The organism is Streptococcus hillyeri, from assembly GCF_041081565.1.
Lineage (GTDB): Bacteria > Bacillota > Bacilli > Lactobacillales > Streptococcaceae > Streptococcus > Streptococcus hillyeri.
The window spans coordinates 1,532,763-1,552,393 of the sequence record NZ_CP163513.1 but is presented as its reverse complement, the minus strand read 5'-3'; the positions used below and the strand labels follow the sequence as shown (position 1 = coordinate 1,552,393).

Annotated in this window: 10 protein-coding genes and 1 pseudogene; 8 read left to right on the top strand and 3 right to left on the bottom strand. The window is 39.6% G+C overall.

Annotated features, from left to right (window positions below; translation table 11 throughout):
- Nucleotides 1-48 precede the first annotated feature (48 nt).
- Nucleotides 49-402: a DUF3397 domain-containing protein gene (locus AB6M99_RS07450; protein WP_121834853.1), complete on the bottom strand. Its 354-nt coding sequence runs from the start codon at nt 400-402 to the stop codon at nt 49-51.
- Nucleotides 403-784: 382 nt separating this feature from the next.
- Between AB6M99_RS07450 and AB6M99_RS07445 the strand changes: the two genes are divergently transcribed.
- Both AB6M99_RS07445 and AB6M99_RS07440 read left to right on the top strand, forming a co-directional pair.
- A complete protein-coding gene (locus AB6M99_RS07445; RefSeq protein WP_121834852.1) occupies nt 785-3,472 on the top strand; it encodes a calcium-translocating P-type ATPase, PMCA-type in 2,688 nt (895 codons plus the stop codon).
- 209 nt (nt 3,473-3,681) lie between these two features.
- Nucleotides 3,682-9,273: a KxYKxGKxW signal peptide domain-containing protein gene (locus AB6M99_RS07440; RefSeq protein ID WP_369350496.1), complete on the top strand. Its 5,592-nt coding sequence runs from the start codon at nt 3,682-3,684 to the stop codon at nt 9,271-9,273.
- Between the two features lie 430 nt (nt 9,274-9,703).
- On the opposite strand, the gene AB6M99_RS07435 is transcribed toward AB6M99_RS07440, so the two are convergent.
- Together AB6M99_RS07435 and AB6M99_RS07430 are read right to left on the bottom strand one after the other, a co-directional pair.
- The gene (locus AB6M99_RS07435; RefSeq protein WP_121834850.1) at nt 9,704-10,567 is read right to left on the bottom strand and encodes a metallophosphoesterase; all 864 of its coding nucleotides are present in this window, start codon (nt 10,565-10,567) and stop codon (nt 9,704-9,706) included.
- 52 nt (nt 10,568-10,619) lie between these two features.
- On the bottom strand, nt 10,620-11,696 hold the full coding sequence (locus AB6M99_RS07430; RefSeq protein WP_121834849.1) for a Xaa-Pro peptidase family protein: 1,077 nt from the start codon (nt 11,694-11,696) through the stop codon (nt 10,620-10,622).
- 212 nt (nt 11,697-11,908) lie between these two features.
- Here AB6M99_RS07430 and ccpA point away from each other — a divergent pair, with 212 nt between their 5' ends.
- From ccpA to AB6M99_RS07400, 6 genes and pseudogenes are all read left to right on the top strand, one after another.
- On the top strand, nt 11,909-12,916 hold the full coding sequence (ccpA, locus tag AB6M99_RS07425) for a catabolite control protein A (protein WP_121834848.1): 1,008 nt from the start codon (nt 11,909-11,911) through the stop codon (nt 12,914-12,916).
- A 125-nt stretch (nt 12,917-13,041) separates the two neighbouring features.
- Entirely contained in the window at nt 13,042-14,079 is a 1,038-nt protein-coding gene (locus AB6M99_RS07420) for a glycosyltransferase family 4 protein (RefSeq protein ID WP_121834847.1), read from the top strand.
- Between the two features lie 15 nt (nt 14,080-14,094).
- On the top strand, nt 14,095-15,426 hold the full coding sequence (locus tag AB6M99_RS07415) for a glycosyltransferase family 4 protein (RefSeq protein WP_121834846.1): 1,332 nt from the start codon (nt 14,095-14,097) through the stop codon (nt 15,424-15,426).
- A 292-nt stretch (nt 15,427-15,718) separates the two neighbouring features.
- Nucleotides 15,719-16,033: a MazG-like protein gene (locus tag AB6M99_RS07410; RefSeq protein WP_121834845.1), complete on the top strand. Its 315-nt coding sequence runs from the start codon at nt 15,719-15,721 to the stop codon at nt 16,031-16,033.
- Nucleotides 16,034-16,183: 150 nt separating this feature from the next.
- Nucleotides 16,184-18,130 carry a threonine--tRNA ligase gene (gene thrS / locus AB6M99_RS07405; protein ID WP_121834869.1) on the top strand — a complete coding sequence of 649 codons (1,947 nt, stop codon included), beginning with the start codon at nt 16,184-16,186 and terminating at the stop codon, nt 18,128-18,130.
- 257 nt (nt 18,131-18,387) lie between these two features.
- Nucleotides 18,388-19,553: pseudogene (locus AB6M99_RS07400) on the top strand (IS110 family transposase).
- The last annotated feature ends 78 nt before the right edge of the window (nt 19,554-19,631 follow it).

The window sequence follows — 19,631 nt, the reverse complement described above, 5'->3', positions numbered from 1 at the left end:
TAGAAATAAGTATAAAAGTCTGTTCAGATGTCATTCTGAACAGACTTTTTAAAATGCAAAAACGGCAATAACCACAGCCAAATAGAAAAAGAAGCTGAAGATGAAGCTTAACCGCCAAAAGAATTTGAAAAAACGACGATAGGTAAAATTCTCCCTGCTTGTTTTAAACAACCAGAGTGACACTCCAATTGCTAAAAGGCTTAAAACAAGAAGATAATGAGGAAGGTAGGAGTGCACGAAAAATTTTTGAGAAACAATCACAATCTCGAACATAAAGACTGGTAGAGCTAAGTCAGCAAAATTGACCTTAAAACGCTCAAGACTAAAGAGTTTGACCAAAGCCAGTCCAAATAGTGGTGTTAAAAATAGAAAAGATAGGGCTAAAATTTTATAGAACATCATACTGCTATTGTACCTTTAATAGGCAGACTTGTAAAATATTTTCTTGTCCTTATGACTAAACTAGGTATGCTCTGTTTTTGGAAGAGAGGTATAATTGGTTCTAAAGATAAGCTGGAGTACCTTATTTTTACTTCGTTAGCCCAATTGCAAGGTCCACGATTGTTGCCTTTTAGTAGGAGAAAAATGTATGAATTTTCGGATTGAAACTTGTATTTTTCATGTTTTTTTTATATAATAAAAAAATATCAAGGGAGTAGCAGACGGGTCAGCCCGTGATTATGTCGTCATTACGAAATTAATTTCCGGCATAATCTTAAACCGCGAGACTTGTTTGGAATAAAACAGGTCTTTTTATTTTGAAAAGACCAAAGGAGGAGACGAAATGTCTAAGGAACAAAACCGTCAGGCGTATTATACGCAGACAGAGGAAGCTGTTCTTGAAGCTTTACAAACGTCTAAAAAAGGTTTGTCAGGTGAAGAAGCAGCTAAACGTTTGGCTACCTACGGCCATAATGAATTGGATGAAGGTGAGAAACGTACCATCTGGCAAAAATTCTTGGATCAATTCAAGGATTTGATGATCATCATCTTGCTTGTCGCTGCGGCACTTTCAGTTGTCACTGAAGGAACTGAAGGGTTAACAGATGCGATTATCATTCTTTTGGTAGTTGTCTTGAATGCTGCTTTTGGGGTTTACCAAGAGGGGCAAGCAGAAGCTGCTATTGATGCCCTTAAATCAATGTCAAGTCCAGTGGCACGTGTTCGCCGTGATGGTCACGTCACAGAAGTAGACTCAAAAGACCTTGTACCTGGTGATATTGTTATGCTTGAAGCAGGTGATGTGGTACCAGCAGATATGCGCTTGTTAGAAGCTGCTTCGCTTAAAATTGAAGAAGCTGCTCTTACAGGGGAATCTGTGCCAGTTGAGAAAAACTTGGCTGTAACGCTTGCTGAAGATGCAGGTCTTGGTGACCGTGTGAATATGGGTTACCAAAACTCAAACGTCACTTACGGACGTGGTATCGGTGTTGTTACAAACACTGGTATGTACACAGAAGTTGGTCACATTGCGAGCATGCTTGCTAATGCTGAAGAGACTGACACACCACTTAAACAAAACTTGCACCACTTATCTAAAGTCTTGACATATGCTGTGCTTGTTATTGCTGCAATTACATTTGTGGTTTCTGTATTTGTCCGTGGTGAGAAGCCACTTGATTCATTGATGACTGCGGTAGCTCTTGCGGTAGCTGCTATTCCTGAAGGACTTCCAGCAGTTGTTACCATCGTTCTTTCAATGGGAACACAAGTTCTTGCGAAACGTAACTCAATCATTCGTCAATTACCAGCGGTTGAAACACTTGGTTCAACAGAAATCATTGCATCAGATAAAACTGGTACCTTGACAATGAACCAAATGACAGTTGAAAAAGTTTACTACAACGGTCAAGTCTTTGATGCTGCAGATGATATCGCAGATGACAATATGACCCTTCGTGTCATGAACTTTGCCAACGATACAAAAGTTGACCAAAACGGCAAACTTATCGGTGACCCAACGGAAACAGCTCTTGTTCAATTTGGTTTTGACCACGCTTTCGATGTGCGTGATGCCTTGAAAGCTGAACCACGTGTGGCTGAATTACCATTTGACTCAGATCGTAAATTGATGTCAACGATTCATAAGTTGGCAGACGGACGTTACTTGGTTGCTGTTAAAGGTGCGCCAGATCAATTGTTGAAACGTGTGACACAAATTGAAGAAAACAGTACTGTTCGTCCGATTACAGATGCGGATAAAGATGCGATTCTTTCAACCAATAAATCTCTTGCCAAAGAAGCGCTTCGTGTCCTTATGATGGCTTACAAATACGAGTCAGAAATTCCAACGCTTGAAACAGAAGTTGTGGAAAATGGTCTTGTCTTTGCTGGTTTGGTAGGGATGATTGACCCAGAACGTCCAGAAGCAGCGCAAGCCGTTGCCGTTGCTAAGGAAGCTGGTATCCGTCCAATTATGATTACTGGTGACCACCAAGATACAGCGGAAGCTATTGCCAAACGTCTTGGAATCATTGATCCTAATGATACAGAAGACCATGTCTTCACTGGTGCTGAACTCAATGAATTGACGGATGAAGAATTCCAAAAAGTCTTCAAACAGTATTCAGTTTATGCGCGTGTATCGCCTGAGCACAAGGTTCGTATCGTTAAAGCATGGCAAAATGAAGGTAAAGTCGTTGCCATGACTGGTGACGGTGTAAACGACGCACCGTCATTGAAAACAGCTGATATCGGTATCGGTATGGGTATTACAGGTACAGAAGTATCTAAAGGAGCTTCTGACATGGTCCTTGCGGATGATAACTTTGCGACCATCATCGTTGCCGTTGAAGAAGGACGTAAGGTCTTCTCAAATATTCAAAAAACTGTTCAATACTTGCTTTCAGCTAACATCGCTGAAGTGTTGACAATTTTCCTTGCTACCTTGTTTGGTTGGGATGTTCTTGAGCCAGTTCACCTTCTTTGGATTAACTTGGTAACAGATACCCTTCCAGCGATTGCGCTTGGTATGGAACCTGCTGAGCCAGGTGTCATGAAACACAAACCTCGTGGACGTAACTCAAGCTTCTTCTCAGGTGGTGTTCTTGGTGCCGTAGCTTACCAAGGCTTGATGCAAGGTGCCCTTGTACTTGGTGTCTATGGTTATGCTATCGCGAACCCAGTTCACGTTGGTGACTACCATGCCATCCACGCAGATGCCCTTACAATGGCTTATGCAACGCTTGGATTAATTCAGTTAGTGCATGCTTTCAACGTTAAGTCAGTTTACCAATCTGTCTTTACCGTTGGTCCATTTAAAAACAAAATGTTTAACTGGGCAATTATTGGCTCACTCTTACTGCTTGTAGCCACTCTAACAGTACCATTCTTAGAAAAAATCTTCCACGTGTCTCACCTTGATTTGAGCCAATGGTTGGTTGTTCTTATTGGTAGTTTCTTAGCCTTTGTCATTGTTGAAATTGTGAAAGCTGTTCAGCGTGCCCTTGGACACGATGAAAAAGCCATTTAACACAATATGAAAATGGAAAGTCTCGACACTGTTCGAGGCTTTTTCTTGTTCTTATAAAGCAACATTTTTCAGAGAAATTTCGGTAAACCATTGTTAATTATTGAAAAATAAACAGAAATGCGTGAAAATGTTTTATTGTTATTAAAACTCTTGACAAACAAAGAAAACGCTTGCATAATAATGGTGTAATATTAAGATTGGAGACATCTATGTCTAAGAAAAATAAATTTGTTGATAAAAAAGTAACTGGTTTTAGAATGTGGAAATCGGGTAAGAAATGGTTGTTTGGAGCTAGTGTTCTTACGGCAATTAGTTTTGCAATAGGAATGCAAACGGTTTCTGCAAATGATGCAGCAGTGGATTCTATAACAATCGATCAATCACAGCCATCCGCAGTTGAGGTCAGTAATGCTTCTGCTGGACAAGAAGAACCCGTAACTTCAGTATCTGAAACCGAAACGATTCCTGCAGTTTCATCCCAATCAGATTCAGAAGTAACTGGTATAGAAATAACACCTAAAGACAATTCAAGGGAAGGAAACTCAGCACCAGTATCGGAAGAAGAATCTACTCCTAAACCAAGAACTGCTCGGTCGGTTTCAACTACTGAATCTGTAGAAGCTCCAGAGGAAGTTACTATTGAGCAGTTTGTCGAAAAGAAACCAGTGACAATTCATTTTGAGACAGATGCACAAGGACCTTATGGAGTCTGGACTTGGGAAAGTGGCCCGGATGGTAAATTTACTCCAATGGCTTTTAATGGTAGTAAACACGAAGCTACTTTGCAAGCTAATAAAGATAAGACTTATATTAATTATATTGTTGCCAAAGCAAAAGATAATGGTGAACCTGATTGGAACAATAAACAAACCAGCAACATGGTTGCCACTGTCAATGAGTTTGCTGATACCCATGTCTATATTGGTAAAGATAAAAAAAATAATCAAGGGGTTTCTCAAAGTTGGTATTCACAAGTTTCTGCCCAAGATCCAAAATTTGATGAAACTTACGCCTATATTGATAAAATTGTCAATCCAAACAAACCTGATAACTTTGAAACTGTTGGTAAGGCAGGAAGACTTGGTGCAACTTTAAATGAAGATGGTAAAACAGCTAAGATTAATCTTTGGGCACCAACTGCTAAAACAGTTAAGGTAAATTTTTATCAATCATCAACAGACCCAAAATCAGATAAACTAGCCACAGTTGCTATGACTAGAGGTACTGATGTTGATAGCAGTGACTATAAAAATAATACTATTGGTGTCTGGTCACTTGAAATAAATGAAGCATTTTTGAAGCAATACAAACTTGAAACTGCCGAAATGCTGTCTTATGATTATGAGCTAGAAATTCCAAATGCTTACTTTATTCAAGCTGAAGAACATAAAAAAGAAGTTAGCACAGGCAAGTGGGAAAGAGCATATTATAAATACCGTAACTCTGTTACTGGTGAATTATTAAATGGGCCAGACTATCAGGTAGGTAAAGAGACTAAAAAAACTATTTTAGGGGATAATGAAGCTAAGTGGGAGGAAATTGCTGCCTTCTATGCTAGTGGAAAAATTGAGCGTGATGATAAGGGTGAGATTGTTCCTCAAAAACAAGTTTATCAAACCGTTAAAACTCAGGACCCTTATTCAGTCGGCGTTGTTCAAAATGGTTCTCGTTCAGTCATTTTAAATCCGAGTAAGTATGGTAGTAAGGTAACTCAAGGAAATGCCAAGAGAGTTTCTTCTTTATCTGAATTGAGTGTTATGGAAATTGATGTTCGAGATTTTTCAATTGATCCAAAATCGGGTGTTGATAAGGAAAAACGAGGCAATTTCTTAGGTCTTATTCAAGAGGGGACAAAAAACGGCAATCAAATGACTGGACTTGACCACCTTAAATATACAGGTGTTAAATATGTTCAAGTGATGCCAGTTAATGATTTCCAAACAGTTCCAGAATTGGATAAAGGGGATGAAAAAGATAGCGAAATAGCGGGCGCTGAAGAAGATGGTGTCCATAACAATCAGCAAAACTGGGGCTATGATCCTAAAAACTATAATGTTCCTGATGGTTCTTATTCAAGTGATCCAAGTAAACCAGAAGTTCGTATTCAAGAGCTAAAAGAAATGATAAATGGTCTCCATAAAGCTGGCATTAATGTGGTCTTGGACGTGGTCTATAATCACCTCTACCATGGTCAAGAAAATCCATTTGAATGGACTGTTCCAGGATACTATTATGCTGTTAATGGCGATGGTGCTATGAATAATGATGTCGGCGTTGGAAATGCCGTTCGATCAAATTCTCGCATGATGCGCCAATTCATTGTTAATTCTGTTGTGTACTGGGCGACAGAATATGGTATTGATGGTTTCCGTTTTGATGCCATGAGTGACCTTGATACCAAGACATTGTCTGATGTCCGCACAGCTTTGGACAAAATTGATAAAAAAATCGTCACCTATGGCGAAGGTTGGGATAGTATGGGAAATTATCTCAAAGGAGAAGGTGACGAGGTTAAGGCCAGTATTGGTAACGCTATAAAATTACCAGAATATGGTTTCTTTGATGCAACTGGACGCGATGCTATTGCAGGATCTCAATATAATGATAATGGCGGAGCTAAAGGATTTGTGAATAGCGAATCAAATTATAAAACTAATAACAATAAAGATAAACAGTTAGACCAAGTTACTAAGAGTTTACTTGGTGGATTGGATCAAAAATATGCTAATCCATCACAACAATTGAACTATGTTGAAGTACATGATGGGAAAACCTTATACGATTTGTTGAAAAAATACAATGAATCAGATGATGATGCTAAACTGAAAAATCGTGTTCAATTAGCCACAGCCATGAGTGCTTTGTCTCAAGGAATCCATTTCTCACAAATGGGTCAAGAATTTGCTCGTACTAAAAATCATAAGCATAATACTTATAATGCGGGCGATGTTTACAACAAGATTGATTGGGAACTTGTCGGTAAAAATCCTGACATGGTTAACTTCTATAAAGCTTTGGTAGCCTTTAGAACTCAGGAACCTCTGATGCACTTAACTGATTATAAGGATATCAATGGCAAAGACAATAGAACTCCTAAGATGGTTATTACCAATGCACAGGATAATTCTGGAATTATTACTTATGAATTACGTGGTGATAAAGGTGGTAAATATGTGGTTGTTTTTAATAATAACACCTCGCCAGATCATGGTGGACGTCTGACATTAGGTGGCCAGGAGTCATGGTACTATGGTGGCAAATTAGACCAGCAACCATTAAATCCAGAGGGGAACCGTGGTCAAATCAATGAAAAGAATGATTTTACAAATGCTTTTGTTGTCCTAAGTAATTCTAAAGGACTTTATGACAAGATTGGACAAACAGTTGGCACAGAAACTGTTACGCTAGACCATCTTTCTGCTACAATTTTCTATATACCTGCAGAACCAAAATTGTCGGAAATTAAAACATCCAAACAGACCATTACTTATGTAGATAAAAAGGGAACTCCTTTAACTGACGTCCCTGCTAAAGAGCGTAAAGTTTCCTTTGTGACAGTGACTAAGCAAGATCCAAACTTCAAGTTTACGTTTGAAAAATCACAACTGACTACAAAGGAAAATGATCTCGGACATAAACAAAATATTCTAACTGGCTTACGTGATAATGCAGAAGTAACCTATGCTTATTATGCTGAAGACTTAAATGGAAATCCTGTTGAAGTTAGTGAAAAGCCATCTTTGGATGCCAAAGGAGTGCCGGTTAGTGAATCTAAGAATATCATTTGGAAATTAGCTAGCGAAGCTGGTGGTTTTGTTAAAGGGGCGACGGATTCTCAATTGCCAATGGGTTATACTAATAATGAGAATGAATGGTTAAATAAAATTCGTTATTACCTTACGTCTGTATCCCATCCAAATGTTAAAGGATATAAGGTAGTAGATATTTCCCCGGAATCGTCTGGCGATTTAAATGAAGTAAAAATACTTCCATTATCAATTGTAAACAATCAAGACATTAAAGTCACTTACGCTAAGCAAAGCCGAGCAATCATTGTTTCCAAAGCAGATCCAGAGAATGATTTGCAAGATGTAGACAAAGTACCATCATATGGCTACTTTGTGGATGGTTATGACGGTAAAGATATTGTTTTCGATGATAAATTAATTAAATTAGATCGACTTGGTTACACCTACACGGTTAATGGGAAATCAACACTTGCTGAAGCTGTCGCAGCTACTCCAAATTTTGGAGAAGAAAATCGAGTGTTTGAGGTTCTATACACACCAAATGATGCTAAGGTAAAGGTAGAATTTATTGATGTTGACAATGGAAATGCTGTTGTTGCTCATAATGAGATTGCTGGTAAGGTTGGTGAACAATTCAAAGTAACTACTACTACTGACTTAGTTGACAAAGCTAAATATGACATTCTAGAAGGTCAATTTGATAAAGAAAAGTTACATTACTTTGATAAAGTTGATGATACAGATGCGATTAGTCAAGTTATCAAAGTAATGTTGGCACATAAGCATGAGATTCGTCAAATAGAGACAATTAATCGTGTTATTTATAAAGGTGTTCCAAATCAGCAACCAAAAGAAACAGTGGTGACTTGGACGGTTGATAAAGATTTAGTCACTAATGTAGTAACTTATAAACCGCATCAAGATAAGACAGTGATTGAAACACCAGAAATTGAAAATTATCATGCAGATGAAAAATCTATTGTTTTTGAAAATTCCACTGGTGTTGTCCAACCTATGGATCAAACTAAGGAAGTTGTATATAAAGCAATCAAACCGTTGATGACGTTAACCCCAGCCTTTATCCCAATGAAGAAATTAACGCCAGCAACAGTACCAATGAAGGAATTGGAACCATCGTTCAGACCGTTAACGCCATTGACGCCAGCGACAGTACCAATGAAGGAATTGGAGCCATCGTTCAGACCGTTAATGCCATTAACGCCAGCAACAGTGCCAATGAAAGAACTGGAACCATCATTCAGACCGTTAACAAAATTAACGCCAGCAACAGTGCCAATGAAGGAATTGGAACCATCGTTTAGACCGTTAACACCATTGACGCCAGCGACAGTACCAATGAAGGAACTGGAACCATCGTTTAGACCGTTAACGAAATTAACCCCAGCAACAGTGCCAATGAAAGAACTGGAACCATCATTCAGACCGTTAACGCCATTAACGCCAGCGACAGTACCAATGAAGGAACTGGAACCATCGTTTAGACCGTTAACGAAATTAACCCCAGCAACAGTACCAATGAAGGAACTGGAACCAGCATTTAGACCGCTAACAAAATTGGAACCAGCACAACCAATAACTTCAAAAGGTGATCCATTGGTACAAGAAGCGAAACCAGAAGGATTCTTGCCATTAACAAAATTGGAACCAGCACAACGAATAGAAACATTAAAAGTTGAAGCGTTGATACAACCTGAGAAACCTGAGTTGTTCCTACCGGAGGATTTCAAATCAGAAACATTATCTCAGTTATCTGAATCAAAAGGACCTCTCTCAAATACCTCAGAAGTTGAAGTGTTGGTACAATCTGAAATTCTATCAGAAAATTCAAGAAACTCAGATATAACAGTGATGTCGCTAGAGGTCACTAATTCAGCTAAAAGCTCCTTATCTTCAAAAGAAGATACGAGTGTATTGTTACCAAAAACAGGTGAAGAAGAGCAGTTATACCTCACAATGTTAGGTGGTCTACTTTTCACCCTTGCAATGGCTGGTGTTGGGATCTCTGATAAATCTAAGAAGGTTAATGATTAGTTGATTAATGTCTTCGAGATAGTTAGATATTTGAGGGAAATAGTGATAATACTCATCCAAAATCAAAATTAGCATTTTAGAACCACTAATATCATTGATAGACCACCGAACGAAGTGAGGTTAACATGTTTCTTTCGTTATAGTGGTATTCTTATCAAGAGTAAACTCTTGATAAGAACGGATTTTTTGAGACCTAGGCTCAAAAAATAGCAATGAAACTCCGTAGGAGGTTTTGACGCTGAATTCTTCAGCTTCATTTCCCACCTCCAAAGGTCTCCCAGACCTTTGGAGCGTCCGCACTTTTTAGAAAGAAACAAAAAGTAATTTTTGATTTTTGTTAAGTATAAATATCCTTCTACCTATCATCATCTCATGCACAGCAAAAACACCCTAAGGCAAGTAACATTGCTTCGGGGTGCTTTTGTTTTTATTATTCTGACAATGAAAAAATTGTCATAGATTTCTCAAATTCTCTTGCTAGATTTTCTTTAAGGTATTGCTTAAAATCCTCGCGTTTTTTGACAAGATTGTAACGTTTAGAGAGGTTCCAAGTGCCGGTAGGATTGAGGTGAGCATGTTTATTGACAAACTCAATAGTCAAGTCCCATTCACGAATGTAGCCAAGGGGTCTAGAATGGTATCTAATATCATCAATAACTTGTGTGCCATAAGAGCGGTGAGCATGACCGAAGACAACATCAGTGACAGGAAATGTTGTAAAAATATCATGAAACCGTTGGCTACCTAAAAAGGCATTAAAAGGTTTAAATGTTTCATGGGTCATGGTGAATAAGCTGTGCGGTACGAAATGCATGGCTAGAATGATGGGTTTGGTTTGCTGAGAGAGAATAGCTTCTAACCGTTGATAGATTTGTTCACTCATCTCCTTATCAGACAAGGGGCGTTTTAAGCGTCTATCAAACCAAAAAATATTCTTGAAAGATAGATTTTCTGACTCGGTTTTATCAGAAGAGAAGGAGTAATCATACCATCCGTGAAAAGTAGTGAAAACCTTGTCACCCAAGTCATAACTTTGGAAATCAGTTGCTTCAATTTCTGCCTCTGTTAAATCCAGCATGTCATGATTTCCGAGATTGTAAGTTACCTTAAAATGCTCTGCCATTTTTTCAAGAAAAGGAAGGGAAATCGTATGGTGATGGTTTGAAATATCACCTGCAAGATGTAACCAAGAGATATTTTGAGTTTTCAGTGTCTGAATGAGTGTGTCAACTTCAAAGTCGCCGAATTGATTGAGATCAATGTGCAAGTCACTCATAATTGCAAGTTTTGTCATGTCTCAATTGTAGCATAAAAAAGATTGGAGAGCACATCCCCAATCTTACGGTCTAATAATAGAGTAATTCTTTTGGTGTCTTCGTAAATACTTCAAAGCCTGATTTAGTGACATGGCCACAGTCTTCAATGCGCACGCCAACTTTACCAGGAATGTAGATACCTGGTTCCACTGAGAAGCACATGCCTTCTTGAATAATCATGTCATTGCCAGCCATAATTGATGGAAACTCATGGACATCCATCCCAATTCCGTGGCCGAGACGGTGGTTAAAATATTCTCCGTAACCAGCTTTTTCAATAACAGAACGTGCAGCTGCATCAACTTCGCTAGCTGTAACACCTGGTTTGATAAAGTCTTGGGCAGTAAGCTGCGCTTCTAAACAAAGATTATAGATATCTTGTTTAAATTGATCAGGTTTACCAACAGCAACAGTACGCGTCATATCGCTCATATAACCATTCGCTGCGATGCCAAGGTCAAATAATAGCAGAGCATCGTTTTCGAGTTTGTTATTGGCGGGAATGCCGTGCGGATTAGCCGCATTGTCCCCGGTCAATACCATAGTTTCAAAACTCATGCCGTAACCAAGACGTTTCATGCCAAATTCGATTTCAGCGATAATGTCTGTCTCCGTTTTATCAAGCGAAATGGCTTCAAAACCAAGTTGAACAGCTTTGTCAGCTAAATCACCTGCGAAGAACATTTTTTCAATTTCATCGGCAGATTTAATGAGGCGCATTTGTTGGACAAGAGGCGTCAAGTCGCTAAACTCACCAGAAAAAACAGATTGAAGCCCCTTGAATTTTGTGACGTTTAGGCTATCAAATTCCACAGCAACTTTTGGAAAATCAGTTTTAGGAAGGACAGCTTTGATTTTTTCCCATGGATTTTCTGAGTCTTGATAGCCTACAACTGGAAAGTCCACAGTTTGCTCAGCTCTTGTCACATCTAAGGCTGGTAAAAAGAGAAGTGGGCTTTTATCAGCAAATAAGAAAAGGTACATATGGCGCTCATGTGGATCAGCAAAATAGCCAGTCAAATAATTGATGGTCACAGGATCAGAAAGTACAGCGGCATAAAGGTCGTGAGTTTCTAAGCGCTTAATGAGGTCTGTTATTTTAGACATAATATTCTCCTTTGATTCTATAGTAACTTATCTCTATTCTATGCCAAATTGCTAAAAAATCAAGTCTTTTCTGAAAAAGAGGGGAAATGTTAAGCACAAAAAGTGTTTTTTTAAACATTTTTTCAAAAAAATTCGTCTTATTGCTTGAAAGTGTTTACAAAAGGTGCTAAAATAAAATGAAAACGATATTTTCATATAGAAAGGACATTCATATGAGTACAGATGATACAATTACGATTTATGACGTTGCCCGTGAAGCCGGTGTTTCCATGGCTACAGTCAGTCGTGTTGTTAATGGAAATAAAAACGTTAAAGAAAATACGCGCCAAAAAGTTTTAGAAGTGATTGCCCGTTTGGACTATCGTCCTAATGCGGTTGCTCGTGGTTTGGCTAGCAAGAAAACGACGACAGTTGGTGTTGTTTTACCTAACCTTGCTAATTCTTACTTCTCGATTTTGGCAAAAGGGATTGATGATATTGCTGCGATGTACAAGTACAATATTGTCCTTGCCTCAAGTGACGAAGATGATGAAAAAGAAGTAGCTGTTGTTAACACGCTTTTCGCTAAGCAAGTTGACGGTATTATCTTTATGGGAAATCATCTTACAGATAAGATTAGAGCTGAATTTTCACGCTCACGAACACCAGTTGTATTGGCTGGAACTGTTGACTTGGAGCACCAATTGCCTAGCGTTAATATTGATCACAGTGCGGCGATCACAGACGGTGTCAATGTGTTGGCAAAACGTCATAAACAAATCGCATTCATCTCAGGACCACTTATTGACGACATCAATGGCAAAGTGCGTCTTTCTGGTTATAAAGAAGGTCTTTCTAGCAATGGACTAACTTTTGATGAAGGTCTAGTTTTTGAAGCAAATTATAGATACAAAGAAGGCTTCGCTTTAGCACAACGTGTTCTTAACGCAGGTGCTACCGCAGCTGTTGTTGCTGAAGACGAATTGGCTGCCGGTCTTTTAAATGGTCTCTTTGAAGCAGGTAAATCAGTGCCAGAGGATTTTGAAATCATCACAAGTAACGATTCGCCGATTGTGCAATACACACGCCCTAACATGACCTCTATTAGCCAACCGATCTATGATTTGGGAGCAGTAGCCATGCGCATGTTAACAAAAATCATGAACAAAGAAGAATTGAATCAAAAAGAAATCCTTTTAAAACATGGTCTTAAAGAACGTGGCACAACAAAAGGTCTTTAAACTGAAAAAGATAATATGAAGCAGGAGAGAACCTATACGACAAGGTTCTTTTCTTATTGCTAAATAGCGTGGTAAGCCTAGGGTGGCGTTTTACTTTTAATTCAAAAAAAGCTATAATAACAAGTATGAGCGAAAAGTCATTACGTGTTAATATGTTGAGTTCTAGTGAAAAAGTTGCAGGGCAAGGGGTCTCTGGTGCTTATCGCGAGTTGCTGCGTTTGCTTAAACGAGAGGCGCAAAAAGAGCTTATCATTACAGAAAATCAGTTTGTTCAGGCTGATATTACCCATTATCATACGATTGATCCCTTATTTTACCTGTCTACGTTTTTCAAAAAAAGAGTCGGGCGTAGGGTAGGGTATGTTCATTTTCTTCCTGAAACTTTGGAGGGAAGCCTCAAAATGCCTCGTCTTTTCCAGAAGGTTTTGGGGAAATACGTGACCTCATTTTATAACCGTATGGATCACCTTGTCGTCGTTAATCCGACTTTTATTGATGATTTGGTTGCCTTTGGCATTGCGCGTGACAAAATTAGCTACATTCCTAATTTTGTGAATAAGGAAAAGTGGTATCCGTCTACGGTTGAAAAAAGGCAGAGCACGAGACGTGAATTTGGAATCAAGGACGATGATTTTGTTGTCTTGGGAGCGGGTCAAGTCCAAAAGCGTAAGGGAATTGATGATTTTGTAACCCTAGCTGAGCAATTGCCTCACATTACCTTTATCTGGGCAGGTGGTTTTTCATTTGGTGGTATTACAGATGGCTACGATCAGTATAAGAAAATCATGGAAAATCCCCCAACAAATGTGATTTTCACAGGTATTGTTGAAGCGGATAAGATGCGTGACTTGTATGCGGCGACAGATGTGTTTTTATTACCAAGCTATAATGAACTATTTCCAATGACTATCTTAGAAGCAGCAAGTTGTGGAGCGCCTATCGTGTTGCGTGATTTAGAACTTTACAAAGTGATTCTTGAGGGCTCTTACGCAGCGGCCAAAGATGTTTCTAGCATGAAAAACATTATCGATGACTTGTCACGTAATAGCACCGCTTTGTCCCGATTAAAAGAAAAATCTGGACAGATTTCAGTGAATTACTCTGAGGAGAAACTTTTGCAGGTATGGATTGACTTTTATCAAAATCAGGCAAAAGTGAAGTAGAAATAGGAGAAGTAAATGCGGATAGGATTATTTACAGATACATATTTTCCACAGGTCTCAGGTGTCGCTACGAGCATTAGGACGCTAAAAGAGGAGTTGGAAAAATCTGGTCATGAGGTCTACATTTTTACGACCACAGATAAAAATGTCAAGCGCTATGAGGATCCAACGATTATTCGCCTTCCTAGTGTGCCTTTTATTTCCTTTACCGATCGTCGGATTGCCTACCGCGGGGTTATGTCTTCTCTCAAAATCGCTAAGAGTTATAAATTGGATATTATTCATACGCAAACGGAGTTTAGTTTGGGGCTTTTGGGAAAAATGATTGGCAGAGCCTTGAAAATCCCTGTGGTGCATACCTATCATACGCAGTATGAGGATTACGTTGGCTACATTGCCAAGGGAAAACTCATTCGTCCGAGCATGGTCAAATACATTGTCAGAGGTTACCTCAGTGACCTTGATGGTGTGATTTGTCCAAGTCGCATTGTCCTTGAACTTTTAGATGATTATGACGTTAAAATTCCGAAGCGGATTATCCCAACAGGCATTAATTTAGACCGTTTTGTTCGTGATGATATCTGTGAAGCTGATTGTCAAGTGCTCAGAGAAACATTAGGCATTTCTCCAACGGAAACCATGTTGCTAAGTGTGTCACGTGTTTCTTCTGAGAAAAATATCCAAGCGGTCCTTCGTAGTCTTCCAGAAGTTTTGTCGGAAAATAGTGATGTCAAATTAGTGGTCGCAGGTGATGGTCCTTATTTAGAGACTTTGAAAACACAGGCTAAAGCATTAGGGATTACCGATCATGTGATCTTTACAGGAATGATCAGCCCAGATGAGGTAGCCCTCTATTACAAAGCCTGTGACTTCTTTATTTCAGCTTCTACTAGTGAGACTCAAGGACTAACGTATTTGGAAAGTTTAGCTAGTGGACGTCCGATTATTGCTCATGGCAATCCTTATTTGGATGATTTGATTGATCATAAGGCTTTTGGTACCTTATATTATCACCCGTCAGACCTAGGTTCAGCCATTCTAGACGCTATCATTGATACACCAAAACTGACGAAAAAACAGTTGGAAGAAAAACGCTCTGCTATTTCTGCAGAACACTTTGGAAAGATGATCTATCAATTTTACTTGGATGTCATCATTTCAAAAAGCACCCAAACTGCCAGAAAACGAGAGAAATTATCGCTGACAGTTGATAAAAATGGTGGGGAAACTAAGTTGCTTATAGAGTCAGAACAACGTTCTTTTCCAGAACGTCTTACTAAGAATACGGCTCAAGTTGTCAAAGCTCCGTTAAAATTAGTCAGAGGTATTCGAAACTTTTTAGATTAAAAGGCTTTCAAAACAACTTTAGGGTTGAAATTTCATTGAAAGTTGCTATAATACTTGGTAGAGACTTATCACTTGTAGGAAATCTTTGAGAGAGCTTGCGGGAGCTGGAAAGCAGGCAGAGGATACAAGTTGACACTACTCGGTATGATTTTATGCAAACATAAAAGGGTGGTTCCCTTATCGCCAAACATGAGGTCTATGATAAGCTTTTTTGTCATAGATAAATGAAGGTGGAACCACGTTGCGACGTCCTTTTACAGGATGTCGCTTTTGTTTTTGAAAGGAGAGGAAAATGGATCAGACGATTATTCAACGCTGTCAAGCGATTCGAAAGGCTTATCATGAGCTTGAAATCAAGCATCATGGTAAAGCATGGTCAATTGAAGAAGATTTATTAGCACTGTCCAATGACATTGGGAATCTGAACCGCTTGGTGATGACCAGAAAAGGACGTTATTATGATGAGACGCCTTATCATTTGGAGCAAAAATTAGCTGAAAACATTTGGTGGTTGATTGAGCTAGCAGGGCGCTTGGAAGTTGATATTGCTCAAGAAGTTGAGTCCTTTTTAACCGCCAAAGAAAAACAACTTAGTATTAAAAAATAATAAAAGAAAGGAATAGGGTAGCCGTATTTGGTGTAACTGAATACGGGCTAGGGACGGCTGCAAAAAAGATAAACATGCCCTAGATGCAGAGCATTGTCAGTCAGTTTTCTATTTTGCTATTGTTCCATTAACGCCCTTTATATCTTAACTATGATTAACATTACTTTCCCAGATGGTGCAGTTCGCGAATTTGAATCTGGTATCACTACTTTTGAAGTTGCCCAATCTATCAGCAACTCTCTAGCTAAAAAAGCTTTGGCTGGTAAATTCAATGGCAAATTGATTGACACAACGCGTGCCATCACAGAAGACGGTAGTCTTGAAATTGTGACACCTGACCACGAAGATGCTCTTGATATTCTTCGTCACTCAGCAGCTCACTTATTTGCGCAAGCTGCTCGCCGTCTCTTCCCAGACATTAAATTGGGTGTTGGTCCAGCCATTCAAGATGGTTTTTACTACGACACTGACAATGCTGCTGGTCAAATTTCAAACGAAGACCTTCCTCGCATTCAAGAGGAAATGGCTAAAATTGTCAAAGAAAACTTCCCATCTGAACGTCGTGAAGTGACTAAAGCAGAAGCTTTGGAAATCTTTGCTAACGACCCTTATAAATTGGAATTGATTCAAGAACACTCAGAAGATGAAGGTGGTTTGACCATCTATACGCAAGGTGAGTATGTTGACCTTTGCCGTGGCCCACACGTCCCATCAACTGGCCGTATCCAAGTCTTTGAATTGCTCAATGTTGCAGGTGCTTACTGGCGTGGAAATTCAGATAACAACATGATGCAACGTGTTTATGGTACTGCTTGGTTTGACAAAAAAGACCTTAAAAAATACCTTCAAATGCGTGAAGAGGCGAAAGAACGTGACCACCGTAAACTTGGTAAAGAACTTGATCTTTTCATGATTTCTCAAGAAGTTGGTCAAGGGTTGCCATTCTGGTTGCCAAACGGTGCGACTATCCGCCGTACCTTGGAACGTTACATCACTGATAAAGAATTAGCGTCAGGTTACCAACACGTTTACACGCCACCAGTAGCATCTGTTGAACTTTACAAGACTTCAGGTCACTGGGAGCACTATCAAGAAGATATGTTCCCAACTATGGACATGGGTGATGGGGAAGAGTTTGTTCTTCGTCCAATGAACTGTCCGCACCACATCCAAGTCTATAAAAACAATGTCCGTTCATACCGTGAATTGCCAGTTCGTATTGCTGAGCTTGGTATGATGCACCGCTATGAAAAATCAGGTGCCTTAACAGGATTGCAGCGTGTGCGTGAGATGACCTTGAATGATGGACACATTTTCGTGACACCAGAGCAAATCCAAGAAGAGTTCCAACGCGCGCTTCAGTTGATTATTGACGTTTACGAAGACTTCAACTTGACGGATTACCGTTTCCGCTTGTCATACCGTGACCCAGAGGACAAAGAGAAATACTATGACAATGACGAGATGTGGGAAAATGCGCAGGCTATGCTGAAAGCTGCCCTCGATGACATGGGTGCTGAATACTTTGAAGCAGAAGGCGAAGCAGCCTTCTACGGACCTAAATTGGACATTCAAGTGAAAACAGCGCTTGGAAACGAAGAGACCCTTTCAACTATCCAATTGGACTTCTTGCTTCCAGAGCGTTTTGATTTGAAATACATCGGTGCAGATGGTGAAGAACACCGTCCAGTTATGATTCACCGTGGGGTTATCTCAACGATGGAGCGCTTCACAGCTATCTTGATTGAGACTTACAAAGGAGCTTTCCCAACTTGGTTGGCACCTAACCAAGTAACGGTCATCCCAATCTCAAACGAAGCTCACATTGACTACGCTTGGGAAGTTGCCAAAGAGCTTCGCAACCACGGTATTCGTGCGGATGTTGATGAGCGCAACGAGAAAATGCAATACAAGATCCGCCAAAGTCAAACAAGCAAGATTCCTTACCAATTGATTGTTGGTGACAAGGAAATGGCAGACCGTGCGGTCAACGTGCGTCGCTATGGTAAGAAAGAAACTCACACTGAGTCCCTCAACGAATTCGTCCAAACAATCCTTGCAGACATCGCGCGTAAATCACGCCCAGACGCAGAGTAATAAGATAGAGGTTGGGCAAGACATCCATGATGGCTCCGCCCTCACCCACAGAATAATGAAAACGAACATAAAGCCCTTACTAGGTGTATAATCTTAGTGAGGGCTTTGTGGTTGACGAGTTAATGATGTTATTCATCGAGGGCAAAACTGATCCACTCTACTGACGAGCACCCCAAAATATGCGATAGGCATGAGTATAAAAATACGACTAAAATTTGGTAGACAAGCTCTCTAATTTTTAGAAGGAGGGAATTATCATGGATGTTCTCTATCAATCTTGTGCAGGTATTGATGTCCATCAAGCCAATATTGTCGTCTGTATCCTACATGGACCACTCACCTCAACTCGTCCAAAGCGTGAGATGGCTACATTTGATACAACGACTAAAGGCCTACGTGATTGCCACGATTTTCTCAGCCAATTTCATGTGGAAGCTGTGGGCATGGAAAGCACAGGTGTCTATTGGCGACCTGTATGGCATGCTCTCTGTGATGACTTCGAGTTGATACTCGCTCAACCAGCTCATATGAAGGCCATCCCAGGTCAGAAAACCGACAAGAAGGATGCTCACTGGATTGCCAAATTAACACGGATTGGTCTGCTTCCTCGGAGTTTCGTTCCCGATGAAACCATTCAAGAATTGAGGGAGTTGACCAGACAACGAAAACATTATGTGGAAAGTCGTAATCGAGAAACCAATCGTATCCATAAAATTCTTCAGTCAGGTGGTATTAAGCTAACAACCTATATTGAAGATATTATGGGGCTATCTGGTCGCAATCTCCTTCAGCTACTGGTTGATGGGACGCCTATTACACCTCGCATTGTCCATCAATTCGTTTATACTAGCTTGAAGAAGAAAGTGCCGCAGCTTCTGGAAGCCTTGGACGGTTATTTCTCTGACCATCATCGCTTTATGTTAAAGCAGTCCTTAGAGATTTATGATTTTTACCAGAAACAGATTGAGTTGTTAGAAGAGCGAATTAATATCTATCTATCACAATATGAAAACTATGTAGAAATATTGGATTCCATCCCAGGCATTGATGTCATTACAGCTTCTGTTATCATTTCTGAGGTTGGAGTTGACATGAGTCAGTTTCCCACTGCTGGACATTTAGCTTCTTGGGCAGGACTTTGTCCAGGTAATAATGAGAGTGCTGGTAAGAAGCGAAGTAGCAAGATTCGACATGGAAATTCTTATTTGAAGAAATGTTTATGCCAGGCCGCTTTTGCGGTTAGGAAGCAAAAAGGAAGTCCTCTAGCTGAACGATTTTATCAGATTCAAAGTCGGCGTGGTTCACAAAAAGCAACAATAGCCCTTGCACATCAATTATTAAAAATAGTTTATATCCTCTTAAAAGAGCAGATAACGTATCCTGAATTTTTAGCACAGAAAAAGGACTACTAGGGACGAGCTAGTAGCCTAACATAAAAAATTTTTTCGCTTTGATTATATCATAGGGAGGGAGTTTTTGCATTCTTTTGAGTTTTCGTATA